Below are 18,914 nucleotides of genomic sequence, written 5' to 3' on the forward strand. Positions count from 1 at the left end.
GATGTGCTGCCCGCCGAAGCAGAAAGCAAATCAGCGCCGCCCCTCACGCAGCCAGCCCGTGAGCAGGAACCCGGCCGCCAGCAACAGAACCAGCCAGCCCGGCAGCAAGGGCATCCGTGCCACATCCAATGTTTCATAGGCCTCTCTGGGGGTCAGACCAATCCAGCTCCGCCCCGCCGCCGGGCGCCCGGCGCGCACGTTGCGCAGCCCCGGCACGCCCTCTTCGAGACGCAGCACCCCGCCGCGTGTGGCTTCCTGCAATGGCGCAAGCGGCTCGGCACTGGCCACGGTCTGTTCAAATTCACGCGGCGCAGCGGGACCCAGCCCCACCACCGTTTCCTGATCCCCTTGACGCAAACGATAGAGGCCAATCTCCGCGCCATCATAGACAGCCTCAAAATGCCCCGGATGCTGTTCTTGAAGGGGCACCTCCACCGTTTCGCCAGAGGGGGTGGTCACCGTCACCGCGCCGACCTGCGGTGCAAGACTGCGCCGGATAATGCGCAGGCGCTGCCCTGTTGGCTCTGCCCAGAGCGCCTCTTCTTCCAGCTCAGGCTCTCCCATCATCCAATGGGCCAGACGCCGCAGCAATTCCAGCTGAGGGCCTCCGCCTTCAAAACCGCGCGCCCAGAGCCAAGCGTGATCAGAGGCCAGCAAAGCCACCCGGCCGTCCTCCACCCGGTTCAAAACCAGAAGTGGACGCCCCTCTGCCCCGGTCATCAGCACATCGCCCGCATCCGGGGTCACTTCGATCTGGCGCAGCCAACGGCCCCATGTGTCCTGTTGCGGCAACCCGGCGGTGACCGGGTGGCGCATGCCAAGTGGGCTGATTTCTGGCACAAAGGCCTCATCCACCACCCGCGCGGTTGGGCTGGCGGGAAGAACCTCGGCCAAGGGGCTGCGATAAATACTGTCGGCGCTGGCATAATCCGGCCCCGCCGCCACCAGCACAGCCCCGCCCTTGCGCACATAGTTTGCGACGTTGTCCAGATAAAGCGAGGGCAGAATCCCGCGCCGTTGGTAGCGATCAAAAATGATCAGATCAAAATCGTCTATCTTCTCCAGAAACAGCTCCCGCGTGGGAAAGGCGATCAGCGACAGTTCACTCACCGGCACGCCATCCTGTTTTTCTGGCGGGCGCAGGATGGTGAAATGCACAAGATCCACCGAGGCGTCAGATTTGAGAAGGTTGCGCCATGTCCGCCCGCCCGGATGCGGCTCCCCGGAGACCAGAAGTACGCGCAGGCGATCGCGCACACCGTTGATCTGCACAAGCGCGGCGTTGTTGCGGTCGGTCAATTCTCCTTCGGCCTCTGGCACGGAAAACTGGATCACATTGCGCCCGCCATGAGGCAGCGTCACCGGCAGCTCAATGTCACGCCCCACCGGCACGGCAAAGCGCTGTGGCTCCTGACCGTCAATGGCGATATCCAGCGCCACACGATCCACATCCGCGGGTGCCGCGCCGCTGTCTTCAATGCGCAGGGTCAGGGTGACCGGCTCTCCGAGAATAGCAAAAGCGGGCGCATTGCGAATGGTGAGACGACGATCCCAATCTCCCGCGCGCCCGGTGAGCAACAGATGGAAGGGCGCAGGCAGATCCGGTGCGCGTTCGACGTCATGCACCTGCCCGTCACTGAGCGCGACAATGCCCGCAATCCGACCGCGCGGCTCCTGCGCCAAAGCCTCTGAAAGCGCGGCCATTATTTCTGTGCCGCCATCGCTGGCCGCGCTGCCGCCGGTGCTGTCCCGCACCACAATGCGGCGCAGTTCGGTATTTGGGCGCGCCGCCAGCCGCGCGGCCAGCGCCTCTGCCGCCGCCGAGGTCTGTGCGCCACGATCAGAGAGCGACTGGCTGGCAGAGCGATCTTCCAGCATCAGCACAATGTCACTCAGAGGGGCCCGGTTTTCCGTCTGCCACACCGGCTCCGCCAACGTGACAAGCACCACACATGCGGCCAGCCCACGCCAGACCCACCCGGTCAGCCCCCGCCAAAGCGCCACAGACACGGCCAAGAGGGACAGCGTGGCCAGCCCTATCAGCAGCCAAAGCGGCACAATCGGATCAAACACCACAGATGCGATCATTGCCCCAACCGATCCAGCAAAGCAGGCACATGCACCTGATCGCTTTTGTAGTTTCCTGTCAGCACATGCATGATCAGATTCACCCCAAACCGGTAGGCCAGCTCTCTCTGTCGTTCTCCGCCACGGCCGCGCCCAACGGGAAACAGCGTATTGCCGCGACGATCAACAGCCCAGGCCGCCGCCCAATCATTGCCGCCAATTACCACCGGGGTGACCCCATCATTGAGATTGCGAAATGGCATGCCTTCGACCTGCTCCGCATCTGGCGGTGCTGCTTCGACCCAGACATCCCGGCTCATGTAGCGGCCCGGAAAATCCTGTAGCAGATAAAACGTACGTGTCAGCACATGATCCTGCGGCAAGGGTTCCAGCGCCGGGATATCCAGCCCGGCCGCCAGCCGCTGCAATTTACGCCCAGTCGGACTCGAGGCACCAAAGCCCGCCACATCCGCATCTCTTGTGTCAAATAGGATCATGCCACCAGAGCGCAGATAGGCGTTGAGCTTCGCATAGGCCTCGCGCGACGGGCTTGGCTGATCTGGCGTGATCGGCCAGTACAAAAAGGGGTAAAATGCCAACTCATCGGTTTCAAGATCCACGGACTCCGGCGCGGCGGGCTCAATGGAGGTGCGGAAGTAAAGCACATTGCTAAGTCCACGCAGCCCGGCCAGCGCAATCTCATCCACGTCGCGATTGCCGGTGCGCACATGACCCAAGACCATCTCCCGGCTGTTGCCTGCCTTTGTGGGGGCCTCTTGTGGCGCGCGCACCTCGGGCGTTGGCAGGCTGCTCTGCGCCTGTAGCTCAGGCGCCATCAGCATCATGGAGAGCACCGCTGCCCCCGCCAGCGCCACCACGCGTGCCGACCACAGGCGGCCAGACACCCAGAGAGAGGCCAGCACATCCAAGGCCAGAAGACAGAGCGCAGCGGCCAGAAAATATCCCGAAAGATCGGTGGTCACCGCCCCGCGCAGCCCTTCTACCGGCACCGACGCGGGCCAGCGGGCGGGGGCAAGCGCGGTGTCTTCGTTCACCACCGGCAGCGCCAGCGCCTTGTCTGCGGCCTGATAAAGCCCCGGCGGCATTTGCGGCCCCACATTCCCTGCGGCCAGACGCTCTCCGGCAACGCCAGGCAATGTCTGTGCATCCTGCAAGCGCCCAAACCCATCAAGCACCTTTACTGGCTGCCATGTGGTGCCCGCCAGCTGTGCGGCCGCTTCCGGCCCGCTGCCCTGTCCAGCCGCACTCAGCACAGCCAGCCGATCCAGCATCTGAACAAACAGCCCTGACAGCGGCAGGCCAGACCATTGCGCATTGGCGGTGACATGCATCAAGACCACCTGCCCGTCTCCGACCGCTTTGCGTGTCACCAGGGGCGTGCCATCGCTCAGGCTGGCGATCACCCGATCCGCCAGAGTGGGATCCGGCTGGGCCATCACCTGCGCGGTGACGGTCACGTCTTCGGGCACTCTGAGACCAACGAATGGGCTGTCCTGTGGGAAGGGCGCAAGTGCTTTGGGCTCCCCCCAGCTCATCGCGCCGCCCACGCTGCGCCCCCCGGCGCGCAGCCGCACCGGCAAGAGCGGATCTTCGGAGGTGCGGCTCACCTCGCTGGCGGCAAGTGCGGGCCCGGCAAAGCGCAAGAGCACGCCGCCTCCTTCAAGCCACGCCAGGATGGCCGCACTCTCTCCTTCTGACAGCACGGCAATATCGGCCATCACAATCACATCCGGATTGGCGGGCAGCACATCCATCAACGCGCCTTCAATCACATCCGCCGTCGGCACCAGCGCCTGTCGCAGATAGTGCAGCGGGGACAACAATTGCAGACCTTCACGGTCCTCGCGCCCCGCAATCAGTGCCACTTCCCGACGCCGCAGCCGATCATCGCTCAGCGCCACGGCCCCTGCCGACCGCAGGCCCGCAACCTCAAACCGCGTCAGCCGCGCGCGCAGCTCACTGGGCAAGACAAGGGCGTTTTCGCTCGACTGCGCGCCTTGCTCAAAGCGCAGCGGCAGAGTGGCCAACACCCGCTCCGCACCACCCAGGTCGGTGCCAATCGCCTGCACGGTGACCTCCTGTTCAATGCCCGCAACGCTGCGCCGTGCGCGCAGGATCAAACGCCCCTCCGCATAGCTTGGCGGCATCAAAGCCACAGTGCCAAGACCGGTTTCCACCCCCCGCACAGAGCCACGTGCCTGCAAGGCCTCCAGAAGCGCGGCGCGCCCATCGCTGGCCAGCCCATCGGAGAGCCAGACCGTGTCAAACGCCGTCTCTCCAAGCACTTGTGCGAAGGCCGCTGTCATCTCTGCATCGGCGCGCCACGCCATGGGCAGCACACCTGCAAGCCGGGACTGCACCGCATCCGCCGGCGCGAACTGCAAAGGCAGCAAAGGATCAGGCGCGCTCAAACGCTGCACCGCTGCCAAACGCCCCTCTCGTGCGGCCTCATCAAGCAGGGCTGTCACCATCTCCTGACGGGCGCGCCAGTCAGGCGCTGAGGCCCAGCCCGCATCCATCACAATCAACAAGGGGGCACTACTGGCCGTGCGCGTCTGAGGATTGAGCAGAGGCCCCGCCAGCCCCACAATCACCGCAGCCAGAGCAAGGCTGCGCAGCAGCAGCAACCACCAAGGGGTGCGATCTGTCACCGTGTCTTCGTCAGACAGCCCCAAAAGCAAAACCACGCCGGGAAACCGGCGCCGGATGGGCGCAGGGGGGATTGCCCGCAAGATCAGCCACAGCAGCGGCAGGCCCACCAGCGCGGCCAACACCCAAGGCGCGGCAAACCCTATGGGAATCCCGCCAATCATGCGCTATGGCCCAGCGCGCGATGCGCCCAAAGCAGCGCGGATTGGGCGGATTGCGATGTGCTATGGTGCCCAAACAGCCAGCCCGTTGCACGGCAGAGATCTTTGAGCTGCGCCCGGCGCTCCGCCAACCGCTCCAGATAGCGGGTTTTCAGATCGTCTGCCTTTTTGGTGTCATGGCGCAGCGTGCCCCCCATGCTTTCAAAAATGGCCCGCCCCTTGAACGGGAAAGCTTCCTCTACAGGGTCCAGCACCTGAAGGCACAGCCCGCGCACACCGCGATCTGCCGCTTTGGTCAAGGCGGCGGTCACCGCCTCAAAATCCCCCATGAAATCAGACATGAACACCGCCCGCGCATGGGGCAGCATGGCCCGCGCCTCTGGCACACCATAGTCCGGAGCGCCATCATCCAGCGCCTCACCTTCGGGAGCATCGCGCAGAAACATCTCCGCAAGACGCAGGATCTGCGCCTCGCCGCGGCGCGGGGGCAAATCCGTGCCGGTCAGACCAACACGTTCACCGCTGCGGATCAGCAGAATGGCCAGCGCCATGGCCAGCACCCGGGCGCGATCCGCCTTGCTGGGCAAGGCAGCGTCTCCGGAGAAATGCATCGACGAGGCCGTGTCTACCCACATCATGACCGACTGGGCGACCTGCCATTCCCGCTGACGCACAAATTGCGCATCCGATTTGGCCGAACGCCGCCAGTCAATCATGCGCAGGCTGTCCCCGGGCATCACCGGGCGGTATTGCCAGAAATCATCGCCCATGCCCGCGCGTCTGCGGCCATGTTCGCCCAAAAGGACCGTACCCGCCAGATGCTCTGCCTGTGCCAGCAGGGGCGGCAGGCGCGCCGCTTCCGCCTCCGCACGGCTGCGCAGATGCAGCGCAGCGCTGCTCACGCGGCGGCCCCCATGGGATCAAACCGCGCCACCGTCTGTGCAATCAGCGCGGCCAGCGATTCACCACGCGCCCGCGCCGCGAAGGTCAAGGCCATGCGATGGCTCAACACAGGTCCGGCCATGTCGATCACATCCTGTGCGTTCGGGGCAAGGCGCCCCTGCAGCAGCGCTTGCGCGCGCACGGTCATCATCAGCGCCTGCGCCGCACGCGGCCCCGGCCCCCAAGCGATGTTTTCGCGCACCGCCTCGCTGGCGCTTTCATCATCCGGACGACAGGCCCGCACCAGATCCAGTATCAGCTCCATCACGCTTTCCCCAACCGGCATGCGCCGCAGCAGGGTCTGCGCTGCAATCAGCGCCTCGGCATCAAACACTTCATGGGCCGCCTCTTCGGCAACGCCAGTGGTCGCCAGAAGGATATCCCGTTCGGTGTCACGATCCGGATAGGGCACATCAATCTGCACCAGAAACCGGTCCAGCTGCGCCTCTGGCAACGGGTAGGTGCCCTCTTGTTCAATCGGGTTCTGCGTGGCCAACACATGAAAGGGCGCATCCAGCGGGCGGTCAGCGCCTGCCACGGTCACTTGTTTTTCCTGCATCGCCTGCAAAAGCGCCGATTGGGTCCGCGGGCTGGCGCGGTTGATCTCATCCGCCATCAGCAACTGGCAAAAAATCGGCCCAGGCACGAATCGAAATTCCCGCGTGCCGCCTTTGCCTTTCTCCAGCACTTCAGAGCCCAGAATATCAGCAGGCATCAGATCCGGGGTGAACTGCACGCGGTTGCCATTGAGCCCCATCACGGTAGAGAGCGTGTCCACCAGCCGCGTTTTGCCCAGCCCCGGCAGGCCAATCAAAAGCGCGTGCCCTCCACAGAGCAAGGCCGAAAGCGTCAACTTCACCACACGTTCCTGCCCAATGAACCGGCGTGTGATCGCCGCCTTGGCCTCGGCCAGCTGCTGGCCCAGCGCTTCCACTTCTGCGACAAGATTGGCCTCATCTGACATCGGTTCACTCCCGTACCTCTTTGTGCTTACTTTGACAGTAACGCGCTCAGAGAAAATGGCAAAAGCAATGAGGGAACAATTTCCTGTGAAAGTTGACGCAGACAATATCGCCGCCTCCGCCAAAGCCGCCAGCAAAGGCAACGGCCCGGCCCCCGTGCACCTGTGGAACCCGCCCCATTGCGGAGATCTGGACATGCGCATCGCGCGCGATGGCACATGGTTTTATCAGGGCAGCCCGATCAATCGCCCCGCATTGGTACGGCTGTTTTCCAACATCCTGCGCAAGGACGGAGACAGCTATGTGCTTGTCACCCCTGTGGAAAAAGTGGGCATCACTGTGGAAGATGCGCCTTTTGTGGCCGAAGATTTTGACGTTACAACCGCAGAGCCCGCCAGTGGCAAAGATCAGACGATCAGCTTTGTCACCCATGTGGGCGACCGCGTCACCGCCGGGGCCGACACGCCCATCCGCGTAGAGTTCGACCCGACCACCCAAGAGCCAGCGCCCTATGTGACCGTGCGTGCCAATCTTGAAGCCCGCATCAGCCGCAAGGCCTTTTACCGACTTGTGGACCTGGGCACGCATCAGGATGTGGATGGCACCAGCATGTTTGGCGTCACCTCAGCCGGCACTTTCTTTCCGTTTTTGCCCTCTGAGGCTCTCGACTGAAAACGAGGGAGCGGCGGAGCCATGCCGATCTGTCAAAATGGTGTGATTTCAGCCTGTTCGCAGGGCGTGAAAGCTGGGATACCTGTGTCGAGGAGAGCCATATGCCACGATTTGCCGCCAATCTGACACTGTTGTTTGCCGAATTCCCGGAACTGGACCGCTATGATGCGGCTGCCGAAGCGGGGTTTGAAGCGGTGGAAGTGCTTTTTCCCTATGATACGCCGGGGCCGGAAACCCAGCGCGCTCTGCTGCGCAACGGGCTGTCGCTGGAGCTGATCAACTGCCCGCCCCCCAATTACACCGGGGGAGACAGGGGCTTTGCCGCAGTGCCGGGGCTCTCAGAGCGGTTTCAACGCGATTTTCGCCGCACGTTGCGCTATGCGCAAATGCTACGCGCGCGCCTTGTGCACATCATGGCTGGGGCGGCGAGCGGGGCGGACGCCCGGCAGACCTTCGTGGAGAATTTGAAATGGGCCTGTGATTTTGCCCCCCAACAGCAGCTCACGATTGAGCCCATAAATGATGTGGACATGCCCGGTTATTTCCTCAATGATTTTGATCTGGCCGCCGAGATATTGGATGAGGTCAACGCACCCAATCTTGCCCTGCAATTTGACACCTATCATGCCTTTCGCATCCATGGCGATGTGATCGCCTGCTGGGAAAAGCACAAATCCCGTGTGCGCCATGTGCAGATCGGTGGGCTGCCAGACCGTCATGAACCGATTGCCAGCAAGCATCTCGACTACCCGGCATTTTTCAAAATGCTGGATGAAAGCGGCTACAGCGGGGTGGTGAGCGCCGAATACACGCCGAAGAAACGCACCGAACAGGGGTTGGGCTGGCTCAAGTGATATGAGCCTGAACCTGCGCTACGCCTGACATGCGCAGCGCATTGAATATTGAAGGCCAACTGACGCCGGTAGGTTTAATGCGCCTCCGCCCAATTGGCACCGCGCCCCGCATCCACAATCAGTGGCACGTCAAGCTTGATCGCCGGTTCCGTCGCACCTTGCATCACCTCCCGCGCGGCGGCGATTGTGGCATCAACGGCGCTGTCTTCCACCTCAAAGATCAATTCGTCGTGCACCTGCAACAGCATTTTGGCCGGCAGGTCCTTGATCGCCTCAGGCATGCGGATCATGGCGCGACGGATGATATCGGCCGCAGTGCCCTGAATCGGCGCGTTGATGGCCGCACGATAGGCAAAGCTCGCACGCGGGCCTTTGGCATTGATCTCTGGCGTGTGGATTTTACGGCCAAAGAGGGTCTGGACGTAACCATGGGTTTTGGCGAATTCCTTGGTGTCATCCATATAGGTCCGGATGCCGGGGAAGCGCTCAAAATATCGGTTGATGAAATCCTGCGCTTCGCCACGCGGAATGCGCAGATTGCGCGCCAGTCCAAAGCCTGAGACGCCGTAGATCACCCCAAAGTTGATGGCCTTGGCGCGACGGCGGATTTCACTGGTCATCTCGTCCAGCGGCACCCCAAAAACCTCAGAGGCGGTCATGGCGTGGATGTCGCGGCCATCGCGGAAGGCTTCCTTTAGGGCATCAATATCCGCGATATGGGCCAGAATGCGCAGCTCCACCTGAGAGTAGTCAAGGCTGATCAGGGCTTTGCCTTCTTCGGCCACAAAGGCTTCGCGGATGCGCCGCCCCTCTTCAGAGCGCACGGGAATATTCTGCAGGTTGGGATCGGTGGAGGACAGGCGCCCGGTGTTGGCCCCGGTCTGCACATAAGAGGTGTGCACACGGCCTGTCTCTGCATTGATATGCGTCTGCAGCGCATCAGTGTAGGTGGACTTCAGCTTGCTGAGCTGACGCCAATCCAGCACAAGACCCGGCAGCGCATGTTCGGTGGCCAGATCTTCAAGAATATCCACACCAGTGGCATAAGCCCCGGTTTTGCCTTTCTTGCCGCCGGGCAGTTCCAGTTTGTCAAACAGGATCTCGCCCAGCTGTTTGGGAGATCCGACGTTGAACTCCTGACCGGCGAGTTCATGGATTTCCGCCTCAAGCCCGGCCATTTTCTGGGCAAAGGCGTTGGACATGCGGCTCAATGTGTCACGATCTACCTTGATACCGTAGCGCTCCATCTGGGCCAGCACCGGCACCAGCGGCCGTTCGAGTGTTTCATAGACCGTGCTGACCTGACGGCGGTGCAGCTTGGGTTTGAAGAGTTGCCACAGGCGCAGCGTGATATCCGCATCCTCCGCCGCATAGGGCAGCGCATCGGCGATGGCGACCTTGTCAAAGGTGATCATGCTCTTGCCACTGCCAATCAGGGTTTTGATCGGGATCGGCTGGTGGTTAAGATACCGCTCGCTGAGGGCATCCATGCCGTGATTGTGCTCCCCCGCGTGCAGCGCATACGACAACAGCATGGTGTCATCCACCGGGGTGACGGCGATTTTGTAATTGGCAAAGACCTTGCAGTCATATTTTGCATTCTGGAAGATTTTCAGGATCGCCGGATCTTCCAGCATCGGCTGCAGCGCATCCAGCACCTCCGTCAGAGGCAGCTGATCCTCTTGCAGCTCCTCCCCGCCAAACAGATCGTCGCTTGCGCCCTTTTTGTGGCCAACCGGGATATAACAGGCCTCCCCCGGCTCCACACTCAGACAGATGCCCGCCAGTTCGGCGACCATCTCATCCAGCGAGTTGGTTTCCGTATCCACCGCCACATAGCCGCGCTTGTAGATGGCAGCAATCCAGCGATCCAGCGCGGCGCGGTCTTTGACCCATTCGTATTTGGCCGCATCAAAGGGGATGTCTTCTGCCGCAGAGGCATCTTCAGCTGCCGCCAGCGCGGGCTCGGGCAAAGAGGGGGCCTCTACGCCCAGCTTATCAGCTGCGCGCTTGATAAGCGTGCGCAATTCCATCTCTGCCAAGAAGCCCAGAAGCTTTTCCGGATCCGCATCCTGCACTTCCAGATCATCCAGCGTAAAGTCCAGCGCCATGTCGCAATCCAGCTGCACAAGCTGCTTGGACAGTTCAATCTGATCTCGTTTTTCAATCAGGGTCTGGCGCCGCTTGGGCTGTTTGATTTCTTCGGCCCGATCCAGCAGATCTTCAAGGGAGCCATATTCATTGATCAGCAAGGCTGCGGTCTTGATGCCGATCCCCGGTGCACCGGGGACGTTGTCCACGCTATCACCCGCCAGCGCCTGAACATCCACCACACGCTCCGGGCCGACACCGAATTTTTCAATGACACCCTCGCGGTCGATGCGTTTGTTTTTCATGGCGTCGAGCATTTCCACACCATCGCCCACCAACTGCATCAGGTCCTTGTCGGAGCTGATGATGGTGCACCGCCCACTTGCCGCGCGCGCCTGACAGGCCAGGGTGGCGATGATGTCATCGGCCTCAAAGCCTTCGATTTCCTTGCAGGCGATGTTGAAAGCACGGGTGGCGTCGCGCGTCAGCGGGAACTGCGGCTTCAGATCTTCGGGCGCAGGCGGGCGATTGGCCTTATATTGATCATACAGGTCATTGCGGAAGCTTTTGCCGGAATGGTCAAAGATCACCGCGACATGGGTGGGGGCATCCGGGCCAGCGTTGTCCTCGATATAGCGCTGCAACATGTTGCAAAAGCCAGACACCGCGCCGATGGGCAGCCCGTCAGATTTGCGCGTCAGCGGGGGCAATGCGTGATAGGCCCGAAAAATGAAGGCCGATCCGTCGATCAGATGCAGGTGACATCCTTTGCCAAAACCCATGGTGCGCTCCTGTTGTGCTTGCGTGGCTCCGTTGTGCCATGCCCCCCGCTTTGGCACCAGTCGAAAACCTGTCAGGAAATCGTGTTTGGGGGCGCTGCCCCCGTCATCGCGAGCGATGACTCCCCCGGGATATTTATATCAAGAGGAAGCCTGCGGGCGCGACAGGCTCAGCGGCAGCTGAGCCGGGCCCAACGGGAGGAGGCTTGGCTGTGCCAAGCAGACGACGGGCGGGAGCCTCTTGCTTTCGGCGCAGTGGGCTGGTCTATGGAGCCGCAACTATGAGGGGAGCCGAGATGACTCATCTGTGGGTACGGGCCGAACAGCGGCCAAATGAAGAGCGGGTGGGTCTGACACCCGAAGGCGCAAAGGCGCTGATGGACAAAGGCATCCGGGTGACCGTTGAGGAAAGCTCCGTGCGCGCGATCCCAATCGCAGGCTACAAAGCCGTGGGCTGTGACATTGCCGCAGAGAACAGCTGGCCTGACGCGCCCAAGGATGCGATCATCTTTGGTCTAAAGGAGCTGCCGGAAGATGGCTCCCCGCTGCTGCATCGCCACATTATGTTTGGCCATGCCTTCAAAGGGCAGCATTCCGGCGTGGCCTTGCTCAAGCGCTTCAAGGCGGGCGGCGGCACATTGTATGATCTGGAATATCTGGTGGATGACACCGGTCGCCGTGTGGCCGCCTTTGGCTATTGGGCGGGCTATGCCGGGGCGGCTGTGACCCTGAAATCCTGGGCCGCACAACACCGCGGCGCCATTTGTGCGCCGGTGGGAGTCTATAAAGGAAAAGATGCGCTTTTGGCGGATCTTGGCGCAGAGTTGGACGCGCTGGCCACAGACCGGCCTTCTGCCATTGTGATCGGTGCGCTGGGGCGCGTGGGCACCGGTGCGGCGGACCTTTTGGAAGCGATGGGCTGTTCCGTCACAAAGTGGGACATGGCAGAAACCGCCTCTGGGGGGCCGTTTCCGGAAATTCTGGCACATGATCTGTTCCTGAACTGTATCTTTGCGCGCCCCGGCACGCCGGTGTTTGTGCCTCAAGAGGCTTTGACCACAGAGCGTCAGCTCACCGCCATTGGCGATGTGGCCTGCGATCCGGACAGCGATTACAACCCGGTGCCGGTCTATGATCGCGCCACCACATGGGACGCACCAGCATTGCGCGTGGCCGAAGCGCCGGTGCTGGATGTGATGGCGATTGACAACCTGCCCTCCATGCTGCCGGTCGAAAGCTCTGAGGATTACGCCGCGCAATTGCTGGACACGCTGCTGACACTTGATGACCTCAGCGGCGGTGTCTGGACCCGCGCTGAGGCCGATTTCAAAACCCATTCCAAAGATCTCTGAGGGGAGTTAGAGACATGACAATTCACTGGTGTGGCACTGGCCTCTCGGCCATTCCCGGCCTGCGCCGCCTGCTTGAAGCAGGCCGCGCGGTCACTGTCTGGAACCGCACAATTGCCAAAGCCGAAGAGGCAGTGGGCGACCTGACCAAAGACATCCGCGTCTTTGACATCGACGCCCTCGGCGCAGTGCTGGTGTCTGGCGACGTTGTGGTCTCCATGTTGCCGGGTGACTGGCATGTGCCGCTTGCCGAACTGTGCATCGCCAAGGGCGCGCATTTCGTCAGCTCTTCCTACATTGCGCCCGAAATGAAAGCGCTGGATGCCAAAGCCAAAGCCGCTGGCGTGGCCTGCGTGAACGAGGTGGGGTTGGATCCGGGGATTGACCACCTGATGGCGCATGCTTTGGTGGCCGACTACCGCGCCTCTGACGCCTATGACACCGACAACACCCTCAGCTTCATCAGTTATTGCGGTGGCGTGCCAAAGGTGGCCAACCCGTTCCGCTACAAATTCAGCTGGTCGCCACTGGGCGTGTTGAAAGCCCTGCGCTCCCCATCTCGCTCCATCCGCGACGGCGCCCCCTTGGATGTAAACCGTCCCTGGGACGCGATCAGCAGTTATGAGGCCCCTCTGGCGGAGGCGGAAACCTTTGAGGTTTATCCAAACCGCGACAGCATTCCTTTCATGGAAGACTACAAATTTGACCCCAACTGGAAGGTCGATACCTTTGTGCGCGGCACGCTGCGTCTCAATGGCTGGGCCGAGGCCTGGGGCGATGTGTTTACCGAGATCGAAACCCTTTCAGGGCCTGAGGGCGATGCCCGCCTCAAAGAAATGTCCGATCAGTTCTGGGAGGAAAACTCCTATGACGAAGGTGAGCCGGACCGCGTTATTCTCTGTGTTGGGCTGAAGGCGGAGAAAGACGGTGCAGAGGTGTATCACAAGACCTATGCGATGGACGCCTGGGGGGATGTGCGCGGCACCGCCATGGCGCGGCTTGTCTCTATTCCGGTGTCGCTGGCCATTGAAGCTGTGATTGATGGTAAAATTGCCGCCGGTGTGCATGCTGCGCCCTCTGAGGAAGCGCTGGTCTCTGAGTGGCTCTCCCATATTGGCACTTTGGCGCAGCACATGCAGATCGTGGATCACACCGCCTGATCTAATTGGCCGCAAAAAGTTAAATATACGGGCCTGAAGGGGAGACTTTCAGGCCCGTTTTCGTTGGGTGTCCTCACAGGCCCAAGGCACCCATTTTGGCAACACGGCTTTGCCACCGCGCCACAAGGCCGTCTTTGGGATGGCTCGTGCCGGAAAACGTGCTGACCTTGGCGGGTTTGATCCCCACAAACTCCAAGATCTGGCGACGCAGCTGCACAGCCAGGGCATCGCGATAGAACAGACGAAACACCCAGCCCGGCGTGTCTGACAACAGCAGAATGCGCCCGGTTTTTCCGGTCAACAGGGGTGCGGGCAATCCAAGCGGGGTGGTGTTGCGCGTGTCAAAGGTCCGCCCCGGCAGCAGCGCGCGATCAAACAGACCTTTCAGCTTGGCAGGCAGCCCGCCCCACCACATTGGCGTCGCAACCACTACATGCTCCGCCCATTCCAGATCCGTGAGCAACTGTTCCAATTCGGGCTCAAGTGGTTTTTGGCGCTCATAGCCGCCAAATCCATAATCCATGTCAAACTGCAGATCATGCAATTGGATCAGGCGCACCTGATGACCGGCCTTGCGCGCCGCATTGGCATAGCTCTCCGCCAAGCTGCCGGTCAGCGACTGCGCCGCCGGGTGCCCATTCAGGACAAAAATACGTTTCGATGACATCATGATTCTCCAAAATAATGACCATGGTCAATTTTATTCCACCAAAAAGTGACCGCGGTCAATTAAAATTTGACCACGGTCAGAAATCATATAGAAAGGTGATATGGCCAAAGCAGTTCAACAACGCACATTAAAAACCCGCACCAAGCTTTTGGACGCGGCCACCGCTGTCATCGCAGAGGGCGGATATGAAGCACTCAGGGTGGAGGACGTGGTAAAACGTGCAGGCGTCGCCAAAGGCACGTTTTTTGCGCATTTCAAAGACAAAGACGCTTTGATGGACCACCTAATTGGCAAAGAGATCGACCGCCATCTGGATCAGATCGCAGCCCTGCCTGCACCCCGCACAAGTGCCGAGATGACCGATGCCCTAATGCCGCTTGCTGCTTTCATGAGCTGCGAGCGCTATGTGTTTGATGTGATTTTGCGCCATTCAGGGGCGGCCGCGCAGCGAGAGATCGGGCCCATCGCCATGACCTTCGGGCGCCATGAGCAGGTGGTGACAGACTGGCTCGCGCAGCGGCCTTTCCGCACGGATATTTCAGCTCAGCTGCAGGCAGAGGGCGTGCAGGCCTTTGCCATACAGGCGATTTCCCTGATGTTTTGCAGCCTACACAACAGTCTCTCGATCAGAGAGCGTTTGCAAGTCTATCTGGCGGCGTGGCTGACGCCCCAAAGCTGATCGGAGCGCGAGCGCGCTTAGCCGCCCCGCACCAGATCATCTTCTTCATCTGAAAGCGACAGGCCCAATGCCTCCATACCGTTTTCCAGATGGTCGGACAGATGCGGCGAGCCCAGCAGGTAATCAGCGGTGGGGACTGTGTTTTCAGTCTTTGCCGTCATCAAAGCTTCACCGATGTCATCCACCGTGAAGCTGTCGCGACCGATCCACATCACCGCCACAAGGCTGGCCTGCTCGTCTTCGTTCAAACGGTCAATAAAGGCCCGCAACTCGCCTTCGGCTCGGTCGAGTTCACGCGCCATCAGCACAACCTGCGCCACTTTCCATGCAGAAATCTCAAGCATTTCGCGTCTCCCTTTGTCTGCACCACTGTCCCAAGCAGACTGCACCGCGTCTTTGACATGGCGCAAACTGTTTTCAAGCAAGACGGACAGGCTCCCGTGGTATGGGATGCACAGCAAGCTGTGCTTCCATCCCTTGGGCACGGCTCAAGGCTCTGCCTTGAGCCTGCGGGGCTGCGCCCCGCCCACAAGCGGCAACCGCCAATGGCCTAACCCCGCTCCGGTCGCCGGTCAGCTTTCCGGTTTGCTCAGCGGCACAACTTTATTGTCCTCCGGCTGGGCAATCTCTTCAAAATCAAAGTTGTCCAACCGGCGTGCGCGTCGTCCGGCCTTATCCGCGCTGATCTTGATTTCACTGATATCCTTGGCGGCCTGACCAAAGTGGCGATCGAGATTGTCCACCCGCGTGCCCAGCCGCTCCACATCCGCGTAGAGCAGGCCCAGCTCGCGGCGAATGGCCCCAGCCTGTTCGCGCATCCGGGCATCTTTGAGAATGGCACGCATGGTGTTGAGCGTCGCCATGCAGGTGGTGGGGGAGACAATCCACACCCGCGCGGCAAAACCCTCGCGCACCAGATCCGGGAATTTGGCATGCAGCTCCGCATAGACCGCCTCCGAGGGCAGGAACATCAGAGCCCCATCGGCGGTTTCCCCTTCGATGATGTATTTCTCAGAAATATCCTTGATGTGTTTGCGCACCGAGGTTTTGAACATCTGAATGCCCGCCTTCAGCGCGGCCTCGGTTTCAGACGACAGCATGGCCTCATAAGCTTCCAACGGGAATTTGCTGTCGATCACAATGGGGCCGGGGGGATTGGGCAGGTGGATCAGGCAATCCGCCCGTTTGCCATTGGAGAGTGTCTGTTGCAGCGCATAGCTGTCGCTGGGCAGCGCTTTGGAGACGATATCGGTGAGCTGAATCTCCCCAAAGGCCCCGCGCGTCTGTTTGTTGGACAGGATATCCTGCAAGCTCAGCACATCCCCGGAGAGCCGCGTGATGTTTTCCTGGGCCTTGTCGATGGTCTGCAACCGCTCCTGCAACTGGGTGAGTGAGGTCGCCGTCTGTTTGGCGTTGCCCATCAGCGAGGTGTTGAGCTTCTCCTGCATCTCATTCAGCGCCGTGCCGGTGCGCATCTGCATATTGGAGAGGTTCTCCTGCATCTGCAGCTGTTGCACCGCCAGCGTGTCGGCCATCTTCTGCTGCATGGAGGCCAGATTTTCGCCTGTGCTGCGCTGCACCTTGGCGAGGTTTTCATGCAGGTTGACCTGCACCTCTCCGAGCCGCTGCTCCATCAAGGTGGCAATCTGGCTTTGGGATTGGGCCTGCGCGCGCAGACCGCCATCCAGCTGCGCCTGCCCGGTGGCGAGCTGATCCACCCGCTGTGCCATCTGCCCCATATGCTGGGCAATGAAGGCCTCCGTCTGTGCCGCCCGCGCCTGCGCTGTGGCGCGCAGCATCACAAACAGCAACAGCACCGCCAGCCCCAGGCCCCCCAATACATAGAGCGTTGCCGTTTCCATATTGGCCAAGGCCAGATCCATACCGTCCATCATGTCCGCCCAAACAGCCGTTCAATATCGGCCAGTTTCAATTCCACATAGGTTGGCCGCCCGTGATTGCATTGCCCGGAATGCGGCGTGGCCTCCATCTCGCGCAACAGCGCGTTCATCTCTTCGGCGCGCATGCGCCGCCCTGAGCGGATCGATCCATGGCAGGCCACCCGGCTTAAAATGGCCTCAAGCTTGGCCTGCACCAGCATGCTTTCGCCCGTGTCATCCAGCTCATCCAGAATATCGAGCACCATGGCCCGCGCATTGACTTCGCCCAGCAGCGCCGGGGTTTCCCGCACGGCCACAGCCCCACCGCCGAAGGCCTCAATCGTCAAGCCAAGGCTGGAGAGCGGTTCGGCCACACTCATGATCCGGGCACAGTCGTCCTCAGAGAGTTCCACGATTTCCGGGATCAACAAAGCCTGCGCCGCCACGCCGTTTTCGGCCATCTGACGTTTGAGTTTTTCATAGACCAGACGCTCATGAGCCGCATGCTGATCAACAATCACCATGCCGGTCTCTGTTTGCGCGACGATATAGTTCTCATGCACCTGCGCCCGCGCCGCACCCAGCGGCAGACCTTCGGTCGCAGCAGCCTGCGACAGCGCGGTGGTGTCATCGGGGAAGGGCTCCACCCGCGCAGAATAGGCCTCGGTCAACTCGGAAAAACCTGTTTCCGACGGTGAGGAGCCAGAGGGGGAGGGCGTAAATGCAGGGGCCTGCGCCTGATAGGCAGCCGTGCGTGCGCCAAGGCTTGGGCGGTCCATCTGATAAACCCGCGCCTGTCCATCGGGGGGCGCAACCGACGCAGCACCCAGCGCGCCAAGCGGTTCGGGGCGAAAGGCATTGAGGGTGGAATTGGCCACCGTGGTGGAGGCGCGATGGCCCGCTTCCGCCAGCGCATGGCGCAGGCTGGAGACAATCAGCCCCCGCGCCAGCCCCGGATCGCGAAACCGCACCTCACTCTTGGCCGGGTGCACGTTCACATCCACCAGATGCGGATCACAATCAATGAACAGCGCCGCCGCCGGGTGGCGGTCACGGCTGAGATAATCAAAATAGGCTCCGCGCAGCGCGCCAACCAGCAGTTTGTCCTTCACCGGGCGGCCGTTCACAAACAGATATTGGGCCACAGAAGAGCCGCGCGAATAGGTGGGCAGCGCGGCATAGCCGATCAGGCGCAGCCCTTCGCGCTCTGCATCAATTTTCAGCGCGTTTTCGGCAAACTCTTTACCCAGAATCCGCGCCAGCCGCCCATGCAGGGCATCAAACAGATCGCCACTTTCCGCCTCGGCCCGAAAGGTGACACGCCCTTCGCCGCCACCGGTCACATCGCGCAGAGTGAAGCCAATAAAGGGTTCCGCCATGGCGAGGCGTTTGACCACATCGGTGATCGCCTGCGCCTCTGCACGGTCGCTGCGCATGAATTTCAGACGGGCGGGCGTGGCATAAAACAGATCCCGCAGCTCGACGATGGTGCCGCCCGACAGGGCAGCAGGTTTCACCGGCCCCATCTGGCCGCCTTCGACTGCGATGCTGGCCGCCGCGGCGCGGCCGACACGCGAAGTGATGCTCAGACGCCCCACCGCCCCCAGCGAGGGCAGAGCCTCCCCGCGAAAGCCAAAGGTGTGGATGTCCAGAAGATCGCTGCCATCAATTTTGGACGTAGCGTGGCGCGATAGCGCCAGAGGCAGCTGCGCTTCGGTGATGCCACAGCCATCATCGGTGATGCGAATGAGGGTCTTGCCCCCATCTGCATAGGCAATTTCAATCCGTCGGCCGCCCGCATCAATAGCGTTTTCCACCAGCTCTTTCACGGCGGATGCAGGGCGTTCGACCACCTCTCCTGCCGCAATTCTATTGATCGCCGCATCGTCCAATTGACGAATGACGGGCTGATCCGCTTGGGGCGGGGCGCTTATATTGGGGTTATCCACAGGCATGAGACGAAATCTAGCATGTTCCT

At 61.3% G+C, this 18,914-nt stretch carries 14 protein-coding genes; 5 read left to right on the top strand and 9 right to left on the bottom strand.

Features of this window, described 5'->3' with window-relative positions:
• Positions 1-30: 30 nt before the first annotated feature.
• Genes SHM7688_RS03010 through SHM7688_RS03025 form a run of 4 tightly spaced genes read right to left on the bottom strand, consistent with a single transcriptional unit; the run spans position 31 to position 6,804 of the window.
• Entirely contained in the window at positions 31-2,088 is a 2,058-nt protein-coding gene (locus SHM7688_RS03010; RefSeq protein ID WP_058238526.1) for a hypothetical protein, read from the bottom strand.
• On the bottom strand, positions 2,085-4,901 hold the full coding sequence (locus SHM7688_RS03015; protein WP_058238527.1) for a DUF4159 domain-containing protein: 2,817 nt from the start codon (positions 4,899-4,901) through the stop codon (positions 2,085-2,087). The genes SHM7688_RS03010 and SHM7688_RS03015 overlap by 4 nt, the downstream gene beginning before the upstream one ends.
• Entirely contained in the window at positions 4,898-5,800 is a 903-nt protein-coding gene (locus SHM7688_RS03020; protein ID WP_058238528.1) for a DUF58 domain-containing protein, read from the bottom strand. Before SHM7688_RS03020 ends, SHM7688_RS03015 begins: the two co-directional genes overlap by 4 nt.
• Positions 5,797-6,804 carry an AAA family ATPase gene (locus tag SHM7688_RS03025; RefSeq protein WP_058238529.1) on the bottom strand — a complete coding sequence of 336 codons (1,008 nt, stop codon included), beginning with the start codon at positions 6,802-6,804 and terminating at the stop codon, positions 5,797-5,799. Before SHM7688_RS03025 ends, SHM7688_RS03020 begins: the two co-directional genes overlap by 4 nt.
• Positions 6,805-6,871: 67 nt before the next feature.
• Here SHM7688_RS03025 and SHM7688_RS03030 point away from each other — a divergent pair, with 67 nt between their 5' ends.
• Positions 6,872-7,474, top strand: a complete 603-nt coding sequence (locus SHM7688_RS03030; RefSeq protein WP_058238970.1) for a DUF1285 domain-containing protein — start codon at positions 6,872-6,874, stop codon at positions 7,472-7,474.
• 101 nt (positions 7,475-7,575) lie between these two features.
• A complete protein-coding gene (locus SHM7688_RS03035) occupies positions 7,576-8,328 on the top strand; it encodes a hydroxypyruvate isomerase family protein (RefSeq protein WP_058238530.1) in 753 nt (250 codons plus the stop codon).
• Between the two features lie 74 nt (positions 8,329-8,402).
• Here SHM7688_RS03035 and polA read toward each other — a convergent pair whose 3' ends face one another.
• The gene (gene polA / locus SHM7688_RS03040; protein WP_058238531.1) at positions 8,403-11,201 is read right to left on the bottom strand and encodes a DNA polymerase I; all 2,799 of its coding nucleotides are present in this window, start codon (positions 11,199-11,201) and stop codon (positions 8,403-8,405) included.
• Between the two features lie 293 nt (positions 11,202-11,494).
• Here polA and SHM7688_RS03050 point away from each other — a divergent pair, with 293 nt between their 5' ends.
• Positions 11,495-12,550 carry a saccharopine dehydrogenase gene (locus SHM7688_RS03050; protein WP_058238533.1) on the top strand — a complete coding sequence of 352 codons (1,056 nt, stop codon included), beginning with the start codon at positions 11,495-11,497 and terminating at the stop codon, positions 12,548-12,550.
• A gap of 14 nt (positions 12,551-12,564) precedes the next feature.
• Positions 12,565-13,707: a saccharopine dehydrogenase C-terminal domain-containing protein gene (locus tag SHM7688_RS03055; RefSeq protein WP_058238534.1), complete on the top strand. Its 1,143-nt coding sequence runs from the start codon at positions 12,565-12,567 to the stop codon at positions 13,705-13,707.
• A 73-nt stretch (positions 13,708-13,780) separates the two neighbouring features.
• Here the strand turns inward: SHM7688_RS03055 and SHM7688_RS03060 are convergent, their stop codons facing one another.
• Positions 13,781-14,374 carry an NAD(P)H-dependent oxidoreductase gene (locus SHM7688_RS03060; protein ID WP_058238535.1) on the bottom strand — a complete coding sequence of 198 codons (594 nt, stop codon included), beginning with the start codon at positions 14,372-14,374 and terminating at the stop codon, positions 13,781-13,783.
• Between the two features lie 103 nt (positions 14,375-14,477).
• On the opposite strand from SHM7688_RS03060, the gene SHM7688_RS03065 reads away from it, so the two are divergent.
• The gene (locus SHM7688_RS03065) at positions 14,478-15,056 is read left to right on the top strand and encodes a TetR/AcrR family transcriptional regulator (RefSeq protein ID WP_058238536.1); all 579 of its coding nucleotides are present in this window, start codon (positions 14,478-14,480) and stop codon (positions 15,054-15,056) included.
• A gap of 17 nt (positions 15,057-15,073) precedes the next feature.
• On the opposite strand, the gene SHM7688_RS03070 is transcribed toward SHM7688_RS03065, so the two are convergent.
• The 3 genes from SHM7688_RS03070 to mutL form a co-directional block, all read right to left on the bottom strand.
• On the bottom strand, positions 15,074-15,400 hold the full coding sequence (locus tag SHM7688_RS03070) for a DUF3775 domain-containing protein (RefSeq protein WP_058238971.1): 327 nt from the start codon (positions 15,398-15,400) through the stop codon (positions 15,074-15,076).
• Positions 15,401-15,628: 228 nt separating this feature from the next.
• Complete coding sequence (locus tag SHM7688_RS03075) at positions 15,629-16,948, bottom strand: DNA recombination protein RmuC (protein WP_058238972.1); 1,320 nt, start codon at positions 16,946-16,948, stop codon at positions 15,629-15,631.
• A complete protein-coding gene (gene mutL / locus SHM7688_RS03080) occupies positions 16,948-18,891 on the bottom strand; it encodes a DNA mismatch repair endonuclease MutL (RefSeq protein WP_058238537.1) in 1,944 nt (647 codons plus the stop codon). Before mutL ends, SHM7688_RS03075 begins: the two co-directional genes overlap by 1 nt.
• Positions 18,892-18,914 lie beyond the last annotated feature (23 nt).

Source organism: Shimia marina (assembly GCF_001458175.1).
Taxonomy (GTDB): Bacteria; Pseudomonadota; Alphaproteobacteria; order Rhodobacterales; family Rhodobacteraceae; genus Shimia; species Shimia marina.